The organism is Exiguobacterium sp. s102, from assembly GCF_018618635.1.
In the GTDB taxonomy this organism is placed as follows: domain Bacteria; phylum Bacillota; class Bacilli; order Exiguobacteriales; family Exiguobacteriaceae; genus Exiguobacterium_A; species Exiguobacterium_A oxidotolerans.
On the sequence record NZ_JACSML010000006.1, the window covers coordinates 78623 to 91367 of the forward strand.

At 46.7% G+C, this 12745-nt stretch carries 12 protein-coding genes and 1 riboswitch; of the genes, 4 read left to right on the top strand and 8 right to left on the bottom strand.

All coding sequences use genetic code 11. The features are described 5' to 3' along the window. Positions 1 to 28 precede the first annotated feature (28 nt). Genes KNQ02_RS13255 through KNQ02_RS13265 form a run of 3 tightly spaced genes read right to left on the bottom strand, consistent with a single transcriptional unit; the run spans position 29 to position 1353 of the window. On the bottom strand, positions 29 to 382 hold the full coding sequence (locus KNQ02_RS13255; RefSeq protein WP_214770594.1) for a thiol-disulfide oxidoreductase DCC family protein: 354 nt from the start codon (positions 380 to 382) through the stop codon (positions 29 to 31). Continuing rightward, a complete protein-coding gene (locus KNQ02_RS13260) occupies positions 379 to 1029 on the bottom strand; it encodes an SDR family NAD(P)-dependent oxidoreductase (RefSeq protein ID WP_214808829.1) in 651 nt (216 codons plus the stop codon). The genes KNQ02_RS13255 and KNQ02_RS13260 overlap by 4 nt, the downstream gene beginning before the upstream one ends. A 57-nt stretch (positions 1030 to 1086) precedes the next feature. Continuing rightward, positions 1087 to 1353 (bottom strand): DUF5327 family protein, encoded by a 267-nt coding sequence (locus KNQ02_RS13265; protein ID WP_088836068.1) that lies wholly within the window; start codon positions 1351 to 1353, stop codon positions 1087 to 1089. A 56-nt stretch (positions 1354 to 1409) separates the two neighbouring features. On the opposite strand from KNQ02_RS13265, the gene KNQ02_RS13270 reads away from it, so the two are divergent. Together KNQ02_RS13270 and KNQ02_RS13275 are read left to right on the top strand one after the other, a co-directional pair. Beyond that, positions 1410 to 2375: a Gfo/Idh/MocA family oxidoreductase gene (locus tag KNQ02_RS13270; RefSeq protein WP_214767670.1), complete on the top strand. Its 966-nt coding sequence runs from the start codon at positions 1410 to 1412 to the stop codon at positions 2373 to 2375. Positions 2376 to 2411: 36 nt separating this feature from the next. Next, positions 2412 to 4070, top strand: a complete 1659-nt coding sequence (locus KNQ02_RS13275) for a glycerol-3-phosphate dehydrogenase/oxidase (protein WP_088836066.1) — start codon at positions 2412 to 2414, stop codon at positions 4068 to 4070. A gap of 88 nt (positions 4071 to 4158) precedes the next feature. Here the strand turns inward: KNQ02_RS13275 and KNQ02_RS13280 are convergent, their stop codons facing one another. The 5 genes from KNQ02_RS13280 to KNQ02_RS13300 all read right to left on the bottom strand — a co-directional run bounded on the left by KNQ02_RS13280 (position 4159) and on the right by KNQ02_RS13300 (position 10545). Further along, positions 4159 to 5448 carry a DUF2252 domain-containing protein gene (locus tag KNQ02_RS13280; protein ID WP_214808832.1) on the bottom strand — a complete coding sequence of 430 codons (1290 nt, stop codon included), beginning with the start codon at positions 5446 to 5448 and terminating at the stop codon, positions 4159 to 4161. A 69-nt stretch (positions 5449 to 5517) separates the two neighbouring features. Beyond that, positions 5518 to 6465, bottom strand: coding sequence for a peptide-methionine (S)-S-oxide reductase MsrA (gene msrA / locus KNQ02_RS13285; protein ID WP_029332348.1), 948 nt, complete (start codon positions 6463 to 6465; stop codon positions 5518 to 5520). Between the two features lie 71 nt (positions 6466 to 6536). Then, positions 6537 to 6719, bottom strand: a complete 183-nt coding sequence (locus tag KNQ02_RS13290; RefSeq protein WP_029332347.1) for a hypothetical protein — start codon at positions 6717 to 6719, stop codon at positions 6537 to 6539. 56 nt (positions 6720 to 6775) lie between these two features. Continuing rightward, on the bottom strand, positions 6776 to 8536 hold the full coding sequence (locus KNQ02_RS13295) for a solute:sodium symporter family transporter (RefSeq protein WP_088836064.1): 1761 nt from the start codon (positions 8534 to 8536) through the stop codon (positions 6776 to 6778). A 527-nt stretch (positions 8537 to 9063) separates the two neighbouring features. Then, positions 9064 to 10545 (bottom strand): amino acid permease, encoded by a 1482-nt coding sequence (locus KNQ02_RS13300; protein WP_214808835.1) that lies wholly within the window; start codon positions 10543 to 10545, stop codon positions 9064 to 9066. 112 nt (positions 10546 to 10657) lie between these two features. Further along, positions 10658 to 10842, bottom strand: a riboswitch (Lysine riboswitch). A gap of 171 nt (positions 10843 to 11013) precedes the next feature. Between KNQ02_RS13300 and KNQ02_RS13305 the strand changes: the two genes are divergently transcribed. Beyond that, complete coding sequence (locus KNQ02_RS13305) at positions 11014 to 11469, top strand: MarR family winged helix-turn-helix transcriptional regulator (protein WP_088836062.1); 456 nt, start codon at positions 11014 to 11016, stop codon at positions 11467 to 11469. A gap of 156 nt (positions 11470 to 11625) precedes the next feature. Next, positions 11626 to 12717, top strand: a complete 1092-nt coding sequence (locus KNQ02_RS13310) for a GGDEF domain-containing protein (RefSeq protein ID WP_251132085.1) — start codon at positions 11626 to 11628, stop codon at positions 12715 to 12717. The last annotated feature ends 28 nt before the right edge of the window (positions 12718 to 12745 follow it).

Below are 12745 nucleotides of genomic sequence, written 5' to 3' on the forward strand. Positions count from 1 at the left end.
TGCTTGCGTCGGCGCTTCGCTACATGTATTAATTGATGGAACACTCCGTCGTACAGCTCATCGGAATGACGCGATTTTTCGCGACTCGGTCATAGAGTGGTGCTCCGATTCGTAAAACAATCGCTAACGAGACCACTGGAGAGGCAGGTAAAAGGACTGGCAAGGTTTTCGTCAACAGACGAATTCCTTCGATTCCCGGGTACCGGACCCCTCGCTCGGTTTCGACATGCATCCGTTCGAGCAATCGCGGTTGTTGTTCCACCGGCATCCGTCGCGCATCGGAAAACGTCAACTGCTGAAAACAATCAATCCGTTCAAGCAGCCGTTTCGATTTTTGACAGAGTGGACAGAGACCATCGTAGTAGACGATTAACTGTTTCATTCTGCAGACAAGACTTTTTCGACATCCGTCCGGTTCGAATACAGTGTGTAGAAGGCTTCAGCGACATTCGCCGGATCGAGCGCCGTCCCCCGCTTCACTTCTCCTGCAATCGTGACCGTCCCGACGTAAACGTTATTTTCTTTTAGCGTGTCATGCAGCATGTGTGTCAATTGACGGACACCCGCTTTTCCAATCGATAGTCCGGGTAATGATTTAATCGCATGGATTCCAGCCCCGCCACCTGTGATTAAGATGGCGCCGTCTTTTCGTTCCACCATATCCGGTGCGACGAGCTGCGCAGCATCGAGTGCCCCGAGGACGTCGATTTCAAATTCTTTCGTGATTTGTTCTGCTGAGACGTCGAGAACCGATGACTGATACAGAATCGATGCATTGTAGACAAGGACGTCGACTTGTCCGTATTGTTCCTTCGTCCATTCGACAAGGGATGCGATATCCGTTCGGCGTGATGCGTCACACTCGACACCGACTGCTTCGACCCCATGCTCTTTCAATTCCGTGACGACAGCAGCAAGTGTGTCTTGCGTTCGCGCTGCACAAACGATTTGGAAGCCTTCTTTCCCGAATCTTTTACTGATTTCGACACCATTTCCTGGACCTGCTCCAATGATGATTGCTGTTTTCATACTGTTTCCCCCTCTGGCTTGTCTGTCTTTTCTATTCCCAAAAAGTTACGTATCTAGTCAAAAATCAAGCAATGACGGACCTTTTTGTTCATCTTCTTGTGCAACGCCCATGAAGCGTGCGAGCATCGGATCGACGTCCGGTTTTGCTGCCGGAGCTGTCTGTGAACGCACGACGTTTGCTGCCGGTGTGCCCGGTTGCTCAAGCAACAGCTCACAGTATGCTTTCATTGTCGCCAGTTGTTCGACTTGCGCCGTACCGCTCGTCTGCTCGATTTTTGCCATCGTCTGCCGCATTTTTTCAATGACATGTTGTTCTGAAATCATCTTCTTCACCTCACTTGTGCTAAATTGAAGGGACTAACCGAAAAGGAAGTGTCCTTATGATTCGTACTGCTTTAGTTGGATTTGGTCTTGCTGGAGAACACCTGCATGCCCCCTATATTACATCGCCCGATTATCAGCTCATTGCTGTTCAGTCGAGTCGTCCGGATGCAGTTGCAAAAAGCTACCCAAACGTGCCTGTATATCCATCGCTCGAAACATTACTCGCCGAGGAAACGATCGATCTCGTCGTTATCGCGACACCGAATTCTGAGCATTATCCTCTCGCGCGCCTTGCGTTAGAGGCAGACTGCCATGTTCTCGTCGAAAAACCGTTTACCGTGACGTTCGCTGAAGCAGAACGATTAACTGAACTGTCTCGTCAACAAAATCGCTTACTGACAGTCTATCATAATCGTCGTTACAAAAAAGACTTCGAAACGCTACTGGAACTCGTCCGGACCGATCAGCTCGGCGACGTTCAGACGTTCGAAGCCCATTATGACCGCTACCGTCCGACCGTCCGTGAACGCTGGCGGGAACAGGACGTACCCGGTGCCGGACTCTTGTACGATTTAGGATCGCATTTAATCGATCAGGCTCTGACTTTATTCGGAGAACGACCGGATCGTGTCTTTTGTGACCAAACGATTCAGCGGATCGACGGTCCGGTTGACGATTATACGCACCTCATTCTCGCCTTCGGAACACGGCGTGCGATTCTTCACATCGGTTCGCTCGTTCCGATGTCTGGACGTTCTTTGAGCGTGCACGGAACGAAAGCAAGTTACTTCGTTGACATGGTCGATACGGAGAATGCGACCTATACATTCGGCCTTCCGGAACAACCACCTGAAGAACGCCCTTTCTTAAAGCCGGCTTCTACGTATTACACGGATCTTGCACGGGCAATCCGAAACGAAATTCCGCTCGTCGTGACGACAGAACAAGCGTTATTTGTCATGAAAATCATTGATTATGCTCAAAAGAGTGCAAAAGAGGGTACATGGATATCAGTAGAGTAATTCAATCCAATTCATAACGAACAGGGGGAACTATTCATGTTTTCAAGTACAGAACGCACGGCATGGTTAGAAGAGATGGGACAAGAACTGCTCGATGTATTAGTCATCGGAGGCGGAATCACGGGCGCCGGGATTTTGCTCGACGCACAAAGCCGCGGTATGCGTACCGGTTTAATCGAAATGCAAGACTTTGCTGAAGGCACATCAAGTCGCTCAACGAAACTCGTTCACGGGGGACTGCGTTACCTCAAACAATTCGAAATCAAGCTCGTCGCAGAAGTCGGAAAAGAGCGGGAAATCGTCTATGAGAATGCGCCCCACGTCACGACACCGGAATGGATGATGTTACCGCTCGTCGAAGGGGGAACATTCGGAAGTTTTTCAACTTCTATCGGTTTACGTGTCTACGACCAACTCGCTGGTGTACGACGCAATGAACGCAGAACGATGTTATCAAAAGAAGAAACACTCGGTTATGAACCACTCCTGCGCTCAGAACACCTCGTCGGTGGCGGGCGCTACGTGGAATACAAAACGGATGATGCTCGCTTGACGATGGAGGTCCTAAAATCCGCTATCAGTTATGGGGGACGTCCCGTCAACTATACGAAAGCAGAATCACTCGTCTATCATAACGGGAAAGCTGTCGGCGTCGAAGTCCGTGACCTCTTAACAGACCGGACGTATACGATTCGGGCGAAAAAAATCATCAATGCGACGGGTCCATGGGTCGATGAATTACGGGAACAAGATGGTTCAAAATCTGGTAAGTCGCTCCATCTGACAAAAGGGATTCACCTTGTCATCGATCAAGCTGATTTCCCGCTCCGTCAAGCCGTTTATTTTGATGTCTCAGACGGACGGATGATCTTCGCGATTCCACGCGAAGGGAAAACCTACGTCGGAACAACCGACACGAACTATAAAGGTGACATTCTCGAGCCTGGTGTCACGGAAGAAGACCGCGACTATATCTTAAAAGCGACAAATGATATGTTCAATATCGAGCTTCGTCCGGAGCACGTCGAGTCGACGTGGTCTGGTCTCCGTCCATTGATTCATGAAGATGGCAAAGATCCGAGTGAACTGTCTCGTAAGGATGAAATCTTTATTTCGAAATCCGGCTTGATGTCGATTGCTGGTGGTAAACTAACCGGTTACCGGAAAATGGCGGAACGCATCATCAATATGGTCGCCGAACAATTCAAAAAAGAAGAAGACCGGATTTATCTTGAATCACGGACGCGTCATATCTTACTTGGCGGCGGACATAAAGATGGTAGTAAAGGATTTGCCCGCTACTTGAAAGAGCAACAACCGAAAGGAGAAGCCCTCGGTCTCTCGCCAGACGAGACGACATGGCTCATCCAACGCTACGGAACGAACGTCGAACGGGTGTATGAACTCATTCGTTCACGTGGCAGTGAAGCGGAACGTTACCAGTTACCACTTCACTGGTTCGGTGCACTGCTTTACGGACTCGAAGCCGAGCTCGTCATGCAACCCGGTGATTTCTTGAATCGCCGTGCGTCCGCCGTCTTCTTCGATTATCCAAATGCCGAGAAATATGCGGACGGCGTACTCGCTCTCATGCGTAGCGAACTCGGTTGGTCGGCTGAAGAAGAAGCAAAAGCCAATGAAAGCATCAAACGTGAGTTTGACGCTGTTCGTGTAAAAAGTTCAGTTCCCTCTTAAATTAAGAAATTAGCCTAAAAAAGGCAGGAGACGCCGAAGTTCAATTCGGTGTTTCCTGCCTTTTTCCGATTCCCAAAAGACCATTTTCTTATCGGTTCGTCATCCAGTTCAAAAACACGAGGAAGTCTAGCTTCGTTCTTTCCGCATAGGCGTTTGACCAGCGTTGAATTTGCTGAAGGAAAACTTGCTCTGACTGTCCGATTGCTTCGATAATCGCGACATCCGCATGATGAGTGAGAACCGTCGCCTTAATTCCTGCATCCATATCGGCTCGCGCATGGATTTTCGCCGTAATCCGACCTTGAAGAGCTAATACATTTTCAAGATCATCCTGGCTTTTAATATGCTTTGCTTTTAATTTCTTTTTGTACGGAGAGCGCTCTCGAATGTAATACTCCTTTTGATGCATCGTCACGTATCCAAGGTGAGGATCTTCATGCGCTTGCATCGCTTTTTGAGACGCGATGACCCGTAATCCTTGATGGACGGTCTCGACATCTTCGCGGTAAACAGGAACGAATAAGGACGGCACAGCCGTTTGTGCTTGTTTCATCTCAAGGATGACGTCCGGCTCTTCCTTCCCTTCCCCATTGATCAAAATGTAATAGCGTTCCAGACCAATCGAGGCGGTTCCGCTATCCAGTTTGTGGACGATGTCCTTGATCGTATAAAACGCGTCGTCTCTTCGATCGTTCTCATCGACTGATGCAATGTAATCCGGCCAGATCGCTTCGATTGCTGCGTACGTCTCTTTTTCGACACGCTTCATATCCGGTAGATCAAGAAACTTCCGGTGTCCATCAATCACAGTAGTTCGTTCACCAAGCAAGTCTGCTTTCTTCTTTTCAGCTTTTTTAATTAATTTTCGAATCGGTCCTTTCGTATTCTTGACCGTAAAACAGATGTCACTCGGATTTTTACCATTCGCGTATTCATGAAGGTCGTGTAAGTAGTTTTCAATGTAGGCTTTAATTGCCGGTTCCGCATCATAAGCGACCTCGTCTGCAAATAGACGGACCGAAACGGCCATCCGGATGACATCGTAAAGATAGGATCCGAGATACCCTTCATCAAAGTCATTAACGTCATAAATGATTTCACCCTTCGCATTTCCATGAACACCGAAGTTCTCAAAGTGGAGATCGCCTTGAATCCATGTCGGTGTCTCAACCGGTGTGTCGAACCCTAATGGAATACGGGTCAAATCATAGTAAAACAGATGGGAACTGCCGCGGAAAAACAGAAACGGACTTTGGCTCATCTTGTCATACTTTTTCCGTCGAGCCGTTTCATCGAGTCCTCGCACTTTATCATCATAAAAATCCAATACTTTGGCAATCGTCATCTGTCGAATGTCATCATAAACTGCTGTAAACAAAACATGACCTCCTTTCGATTCTAAAAAAGGCAGCCAAAACGAATTCGTTTTGCTGCCTTACGATTTGACTTACTCGAAGTGTTTTTTATATTCCCCATATCCGGCAGAGTCAAGCTCTTCTACCGGAATAAATCGAAGAGCAGCGGAATTGATGCAGTAACGCAGACCACCGAGCTCTTTTGGACCATCATCAAAGATATGACCGAGGTGACTATCGGCATCAGCTGAACGAACTTCTGTCCGCGTCATGCCGTGCGTCGTATCAAGATTTACTTCCATCTTGTCTTCTGCGATCGGCTTCGCGAAACTCGGCCATCCACAACTTGAGTTGAACTTGTCTTTTGACGTGAAGAGTGGCGTTCCATCGACGATATCGACATACAGCCCCGGACGTTCTTCATCCCAGTATTCATTTCGGAAGGCCGGTTCTGTCCCGCTCTCCTGTGTCACTTTATACTGGATGGGTGTTAAGCGTTGTTTCAATTCCTGTTCCTTACCGTGATCTTTCCAAGCTTCTTTGACGAACTTGGCACGACCCGATCCGACACTATACATTTGATAGCGGAACGGATTCTTTTTGTAGTAGTCCTGATGGTATTCTTCCGCTGGCCAAAATGGTGCTGCCGGACGGATGTCGACGGCAACCGGTTTTGAAAAACGACCAGAAGCATCAAGAGCTGCCTTTGATTGTTCCGCCGCTTGCTTTTGCGCTTCATCAACATAAAAAATAGCGGGTTCGTACGATTGACCTCGGTCATTAAACTGACCGCCACCGTCCGTTGGATCAATTTGACGCCAAAATACTTCAAGTAATTCTTCATATGTGATGACAGACGGATCATACGTCACCTCGACTGCTTCGAGATGTCCCGTCGTCTCAGAACAAACTTCTTTATAGGTCGGGTTTTCTGTATGACCACCGGTGTAGCCGGAAATCACCTGGTCGACACCATCATACTTATGAAACGGTTTGACCATACACCAGAAACAACCACCTGCAAATATTGCTTTTGCCATCTATCTTCCCCTCCTCTTTCTATCTCTCTAGTCTACTGCTTTTTAAAGCATGCCCCTACTATCTTGCTCACTCAATCTTCTGGATTTGCCTTCAGGCGTCGCATGACAAAATAAATCGCTGCAAAAACTAAAATCAACCCGCCGAGCGAATACCAAATGTTGTTCATACGATAAATCATTTGATAAATCGCTAATGTAATCAATAAAATCGCAATCGGGATGAATGCCCGTTTAAAGTGGTACCAGTAGTTCACGATGCTCGCCTCCGTTTTTCTTTAATCTTAATCGATTTGAGCCGTCAACTGTGAACTTATTCCGCTCGTTTGTACTCTTCCTCGAGATAAGTCGTATACCGCGCATGCCACGACTTCAAGGCAAAGCGCCAGAGGAAGACCGTCCCGACAAGCAAGACAAGCGTGATTGGCCAGAACCAGCCTGAAACGATACCATCCGGATAGGCGAGTCCTATTTTCGAGAAGAGGACATACATCAAGATGATACTCGACACGAGTAAGACCGAGACAGGCATCGCATATTTCCACGGCGTCATCCCCGTCGTACGTACCGGTCGACGACGATTCACCTGCATAACAGGACGATATTTTCCCATGAACCACATGAACAGCACTTCGATCACCAATAAAATACCATAGCCATGGATAAAGCTGATTCCGTGATCGATTCCGAACAACTGTCTGAGTCCAAAAACAAAGAAGTAATAGGCAATGACATGAAAAACGATGACGATTTTGGCAGCAATCGGTGGAATCGTCCGCACGAGCATTCCCATCATGACGATGACGAGAATCGGAATGTTGAAAAATCCTGTGAACTGACGAATCAACGTCCAAAGACCGTCTGGTGCATACATTAAGAATGGAGCGACGACAAATGAAATCAAGGCAACGATCGTTCCGAAGATTTTACTGACACGGATCAACTGCCGATCGGTCGCTTCTTTCGCAAAGACCGGACGATAAATGTCGAGTACGAACAACGTCGCGATACTATTTAAGAGTGAGTTGAATGAACTAAAGACTGCTCCCAGCAAGACGGCCAAGAAAAATCCCATCAATGAGACAGGGAGCAACTCCGTGATTAATTTCGGATAGGCCAAATCTCCACTCGCTAGATTATCTCCATACAAATGGTACGCAATCACACCCGGAATCAACATGAACACCGGGACGAGTAGTTTCAGGAAGCCTGTCATCAAGACACCCTTTTGTCCCTCTTTTAAGTCCTTTGCTCCAAGCACGCGCTGAATCACATATTGATTGAGTGACCAATAGAAGAGATTCGCAAACAAAATCCCTGTAAAAATCGAAAAGAACGGAACGGCGTCGGTTGACGACCCAATCGCATTCAATTTTTCAGGGTGTGTCGTTGCGAGACGCTTCATCCCGTCGACCATGTTTCCGTCCCCGAGTGCAAAAAAACCAAGAATCGGAACGAGGAAACCGATGATGACAAGGCCGACTCCATTTAATGTATCGGAGACGGCGACAGCCCGTAGTCCTCCGAAAATTGCATAGAGGGCCCCGATGATCCCGACAACCCAAATGACGAGCCACAGCGACTGCGTATAACTCAATCCAAATAACTCCGGTACGTTAAACAGTTGTAAGACGGCAATCCCGCCGGAGTAAAGCATCGATGGAATCGTCACGCACATGTAGCCAAGTAAGAATAAGAGCACCGTCATCCGCCGGACCGTTTCATCATAGCGCTGACTTAAAAATTCAGGTAACGTCGAAATCCCCATCCCCAAAAACTTAGGCAACAGGTAGATCGCCATGATGATGGCAGCAAACCCTGCCGTGACTTCCCACGCCATGCTCGACATATTCCCCATGAACGACTGACCGTTCAAACCAATCAGTTGTTCTGCCGAAAGGTTGGTCAGAAGCAAGGAACCGGCAATAAAGATTCCGCTTAGTCCACGTCCTGCCAAAAAATATTCGTCAACTCCCTGTTCCTTTCCTCGTGTCATGCGATAGGACACATAAGCAACGAGCGCCATGAAGAACGCGGCCGAACCCAGTGTCAAAATCAATTCATATGTACTCATTTCACACTTCCTCCATCTCAATCGTTTTAGTAGGTTTACTGTAAAGAATTTATTCCTTATTCTTACTTTATTGAAACAATATTTTTAGATAAAAATAAAATTATTAAAAAGAAATAATCCAATTACGGATTGACATACTTGCAGGGACATATCATGGAAAGAAACTAAAAAAATCTTTCGGAAAACCACTCGGTTCTTTTATACACAAAAAACCCTCTCGCAAGTGAGAGGGTTTTGGTGTGTAGACAAACTATTAATAAGCGTAAACATGCGATAACGAGAGACAATCCGTCACGATACTACCTAAAAAGCGTCATGTTTCGTTGACTCCTAAGGGAAAAGTGCGTTTTCAACGCACTGTCAGAGGCAGGCAAGACCCTGCTCATTGTCCGTTAGGATCAAGGAGCAACGGCTTGCGCCTCGCCCGAGGAAAGCAACGAAAAAAGACGCTTGATCTCCCGATTCCCGATAACACTTTGCTTATAGTCTGACCTCTCGTAAGCGAGAGGGTCCTTTAGCTTATACTATTATTTTTTCGGATGTTTCGGAAACTCCATCTCATCATACCGGACAACCGATGTCCGGTGTTTGACTTTATGTCCGAGCCAGAAGACCAAGAATAACGGAATTCCGATATACGTTGCTGCAATCCCAACCCAGTCGATTTGATCAGCGAGGAACGCGGCATAGTTTTGCCCAACGATAACGAGGAAACACAGGCCAAATGCGAATAGCGGACCAAACGGGAACGCCGGTGCAACGTACGGTAAGTCACGTAACGCATGCCCTTGGGCGACGAAACCTTTTCGGAAACGGTAATGGCTGATCGCGATCCCGAGCCACGCGATAAATCCTGTCATTCCGGAAGCATTCAGTAACCAAAGATAAACTTGTCCACCGAACATCGACGTCAAGAAACAAAGCGCACCAATCGCCCCTGTCGCGAGTAACGCATTCCGCGGCACACCGTTTTTTGAGACTTTCGCAAATAGTTTCGGTGCATCACCTTGTCGTGCCAGTGTGTAGAGCATCCGGGTTGAAGCATACATCCCGGAGTTCCCGGCAGACAAGACGGACGTCAAGATGACCGCATTCATCAATGCTGCTGCAAACACGAGTCCTGCTTTTTCGAAGACGAGTGTGAACGGACTGACGGCAACATCCGTAATATCATTTGAGACAAGGCTCGGACTTGTGTATGGAATCAACATTCCGATGACGAAGATCGCAAATACATAAAATAATAAAATGCGCCAAAACACCTGTTTAACTGCTTTCGGGACATTTTTTTCAGGATCTTCCGACTCGCCTGCTGCGATTCCGATGAGCTCCGTCCCTTGAAAGCTAAAACCTGCGACAAGAATGATACCGATGACAGCTGGAATCCCTCCGACAAACGGTGCATCACCTAAGCCAAAGTTTTTGAACCCTGCTGGTGGCTCCGAAGTAAAGATACCAAAAATCATCGCGACTCCTACACCAAGAAACACGATGACCGTGACGACTTTAATCATCGCAAACCAGTACTCGGCTTCACCGAATCCTTTGACCGAAAAATAATTTAATCCAATCATTAAAAGTAAAAACAGCGCGCTAAAATAGACGCCCGGAATGTTCGGGAACCAGTAATGCATGACGATTTGTGCTGCGACGAGCTCGACGGCAATCGTGACGGCCCAGTTGTACCAGTAGTTCCATCCTAAGGCGAACCCGAATGAAGGGTCGACGAACTTCGTCCCGTACGTCGAGAATGATCCTGCGACCGGCATATAGGCGGCCATCTCCCCAAGGCTCGTCATCAAGAAGTAGACCATCAATCCGACGATTGTATAAGAAAGTAACGCACCACCCGGTCCTGCCGCTGCAACAGAGGCACCTGACGCGATGAATAAACCGGTCCCAATCGCTCCGCCAATTGCAATCATCGACATATGCCGGGCTTGAAGCCCTCGTTGTAGCCCTTCTGCTGTGGAATCAAGGGGGTGTTGTTGCTGTTGTAAATTGTTCATGTCTGTCGCTTCTCTCTTTTTATAATTTTTGAGAGGGCGTAAAAAAGCGCCCTCACCTTCCAAGAGGAAGATGAGAACGCAACATATCGATGATGCGTCTCATTCTACCGTCGTGAAAGATAGCTCCCCATAAACCGCAAACGGTTCATGACAGTATTAGACCTGTTTGATCTAATCCCAATCGCTGACTTTCAAAGTAGTCTACGATTTCGGCAATTCTTCCTTTTGAGCTATTTCATCTGCCGCTTGACGACATCCGTAACCCGACTCATAAGAATCGCAACCTCCATCCCACTGGTTGAGTGAGAACTAATTAAGTTGATTTACTAATTCATTACTTCGACATAGTACATAATATGTTTCTTGTTTGTCAATTTATATTTTTGAATCCTACCGTGCTCATAGTAAAATTCCGATATTTTTAGTACACTAAATGGTAGAAGGTAGTACAGAAAGGATGTTGCTCAGATGGGACAAGAACAACATGACCAATTGACATATCGATTAGAAGAACAAATGCGCGTGATTCTCCGGACGTTGCGCCGTGAGTTGAATCAACTGTTTGAAGGTACTGCCACGCGAAGTGAATTCTTCATCTTACGTAGCTTATCTGAAAACGGCCCCCAGCGTCCGACATTACTCGCGGAACAGTTCGAACTTGCGACAAGTCAGGTCACCGCTTTGACAGATAAACTTTATAAGACCGGTTTTGTGACACGGACACGTTCGACGGAAGATCGTCGTTCAATCGTCCTTGCCTTGACTGACGAGGGAGAGGCCGCTTTTCGGAATCTCGAAGTCGTCCGTCGCAAATATCTTCAGGAGCGATTCGGCACTTTGTCTGAAGAGGAACTGAACGTGATGATCCATGTATTTGATAAAATCCTCGCGACAATGGATGAAGAAGTCGTCTCATCCAATTAATAAATTAAAAATCAAGAGAAGGACAGAGGTTTTATTCTGTTTTTCTTTTTTTATTCTAAACATTCAGACCTCCTATACCGTTAGTAGAACGAGTATACTCAAAGTATATAATTGGAAGTATACTGCAGGGGGAGTTGGGAGGATTTGTTGTCTATTATGAATAACTTCATCATAAATTTTTGTCTCTTATTCACGACGATCACGCTTTTATTTTTACCTTTTCGAAATCAACCAAGAATTACACCAAAATCAAAGCTTGAATCACGCCTTATTTTAGGTTGTGTAGCTGGTGCAATTGCTGTACTCCTCATGTTCAACAGCATTCAAATTGATATTGCCCGGATTGACTTACGTATCATTCCTGTCGCGATTGCCACATTATTTGGCGGATTGCCTAGTGCCTTCATCACGGGAGTCATGATTATCGGAACGCGTTTTTTAATTACACCTGCTGATCAAATCGAAGGAGCGATTCTCGCTTCCGTCATCATGATTTTATTCATTTTGACAATTGGCATAGCACGCAGATTTTTACGTAATACATTGCTGACTTTTGAATTAATGATCGGAATCGGTATTCTCTATTCGTTACCAGCTATCTATGCACTGACAAACAGTTGGGAAACGTTTTTCAAAGTATCGGTTACGTACATTTTCTTTAATTTATTAGCCGGCCTCGTCACCTATCGCTTATTAGCCGAACTGCGACGACATTTTGAAAATATCCAGTACCAGCAAAAACTTGCGATGACCGACGCCTTGACGGGTCTCGCTAATCGCCGACGTCTGGACGACTCCCTATCACTCGTCGGATCGGATGACGATGGATATTCACTTATCCTGATCGATATCGATTTCTTCAAACACGTTAACGATACATATGGTCATGATGCGGGCGACGATGTGTTGCGGCAACTCGGAACGACACTTGCCTCTATTGTACGTCCGGATGATTTAGTCGGTCGGTACGGCGGAGAAGAATTTTTGATCATTTTACCGAACACATCATTGAAGGATGCGAAAAAAATCTCTGAATTAGCGCGGACGACAGTCGCCCGTAACCTGTTCCCGACTGCACATGTACCTGATTTGAAGATTACGATTTCGTTAGGAATTGCCCATTCGGGTGGATCCCATACATCACTCGAAGCATTGCAACAAGCGGATAAAGCACTCTATGCTTCAAAAGAGCACGGACGTAACCAAAGTACGATTTATACGAAACAGCTGGAATTCCGTCAAGCGTAATCTAACGTTATATCCGACTAGCACCAAA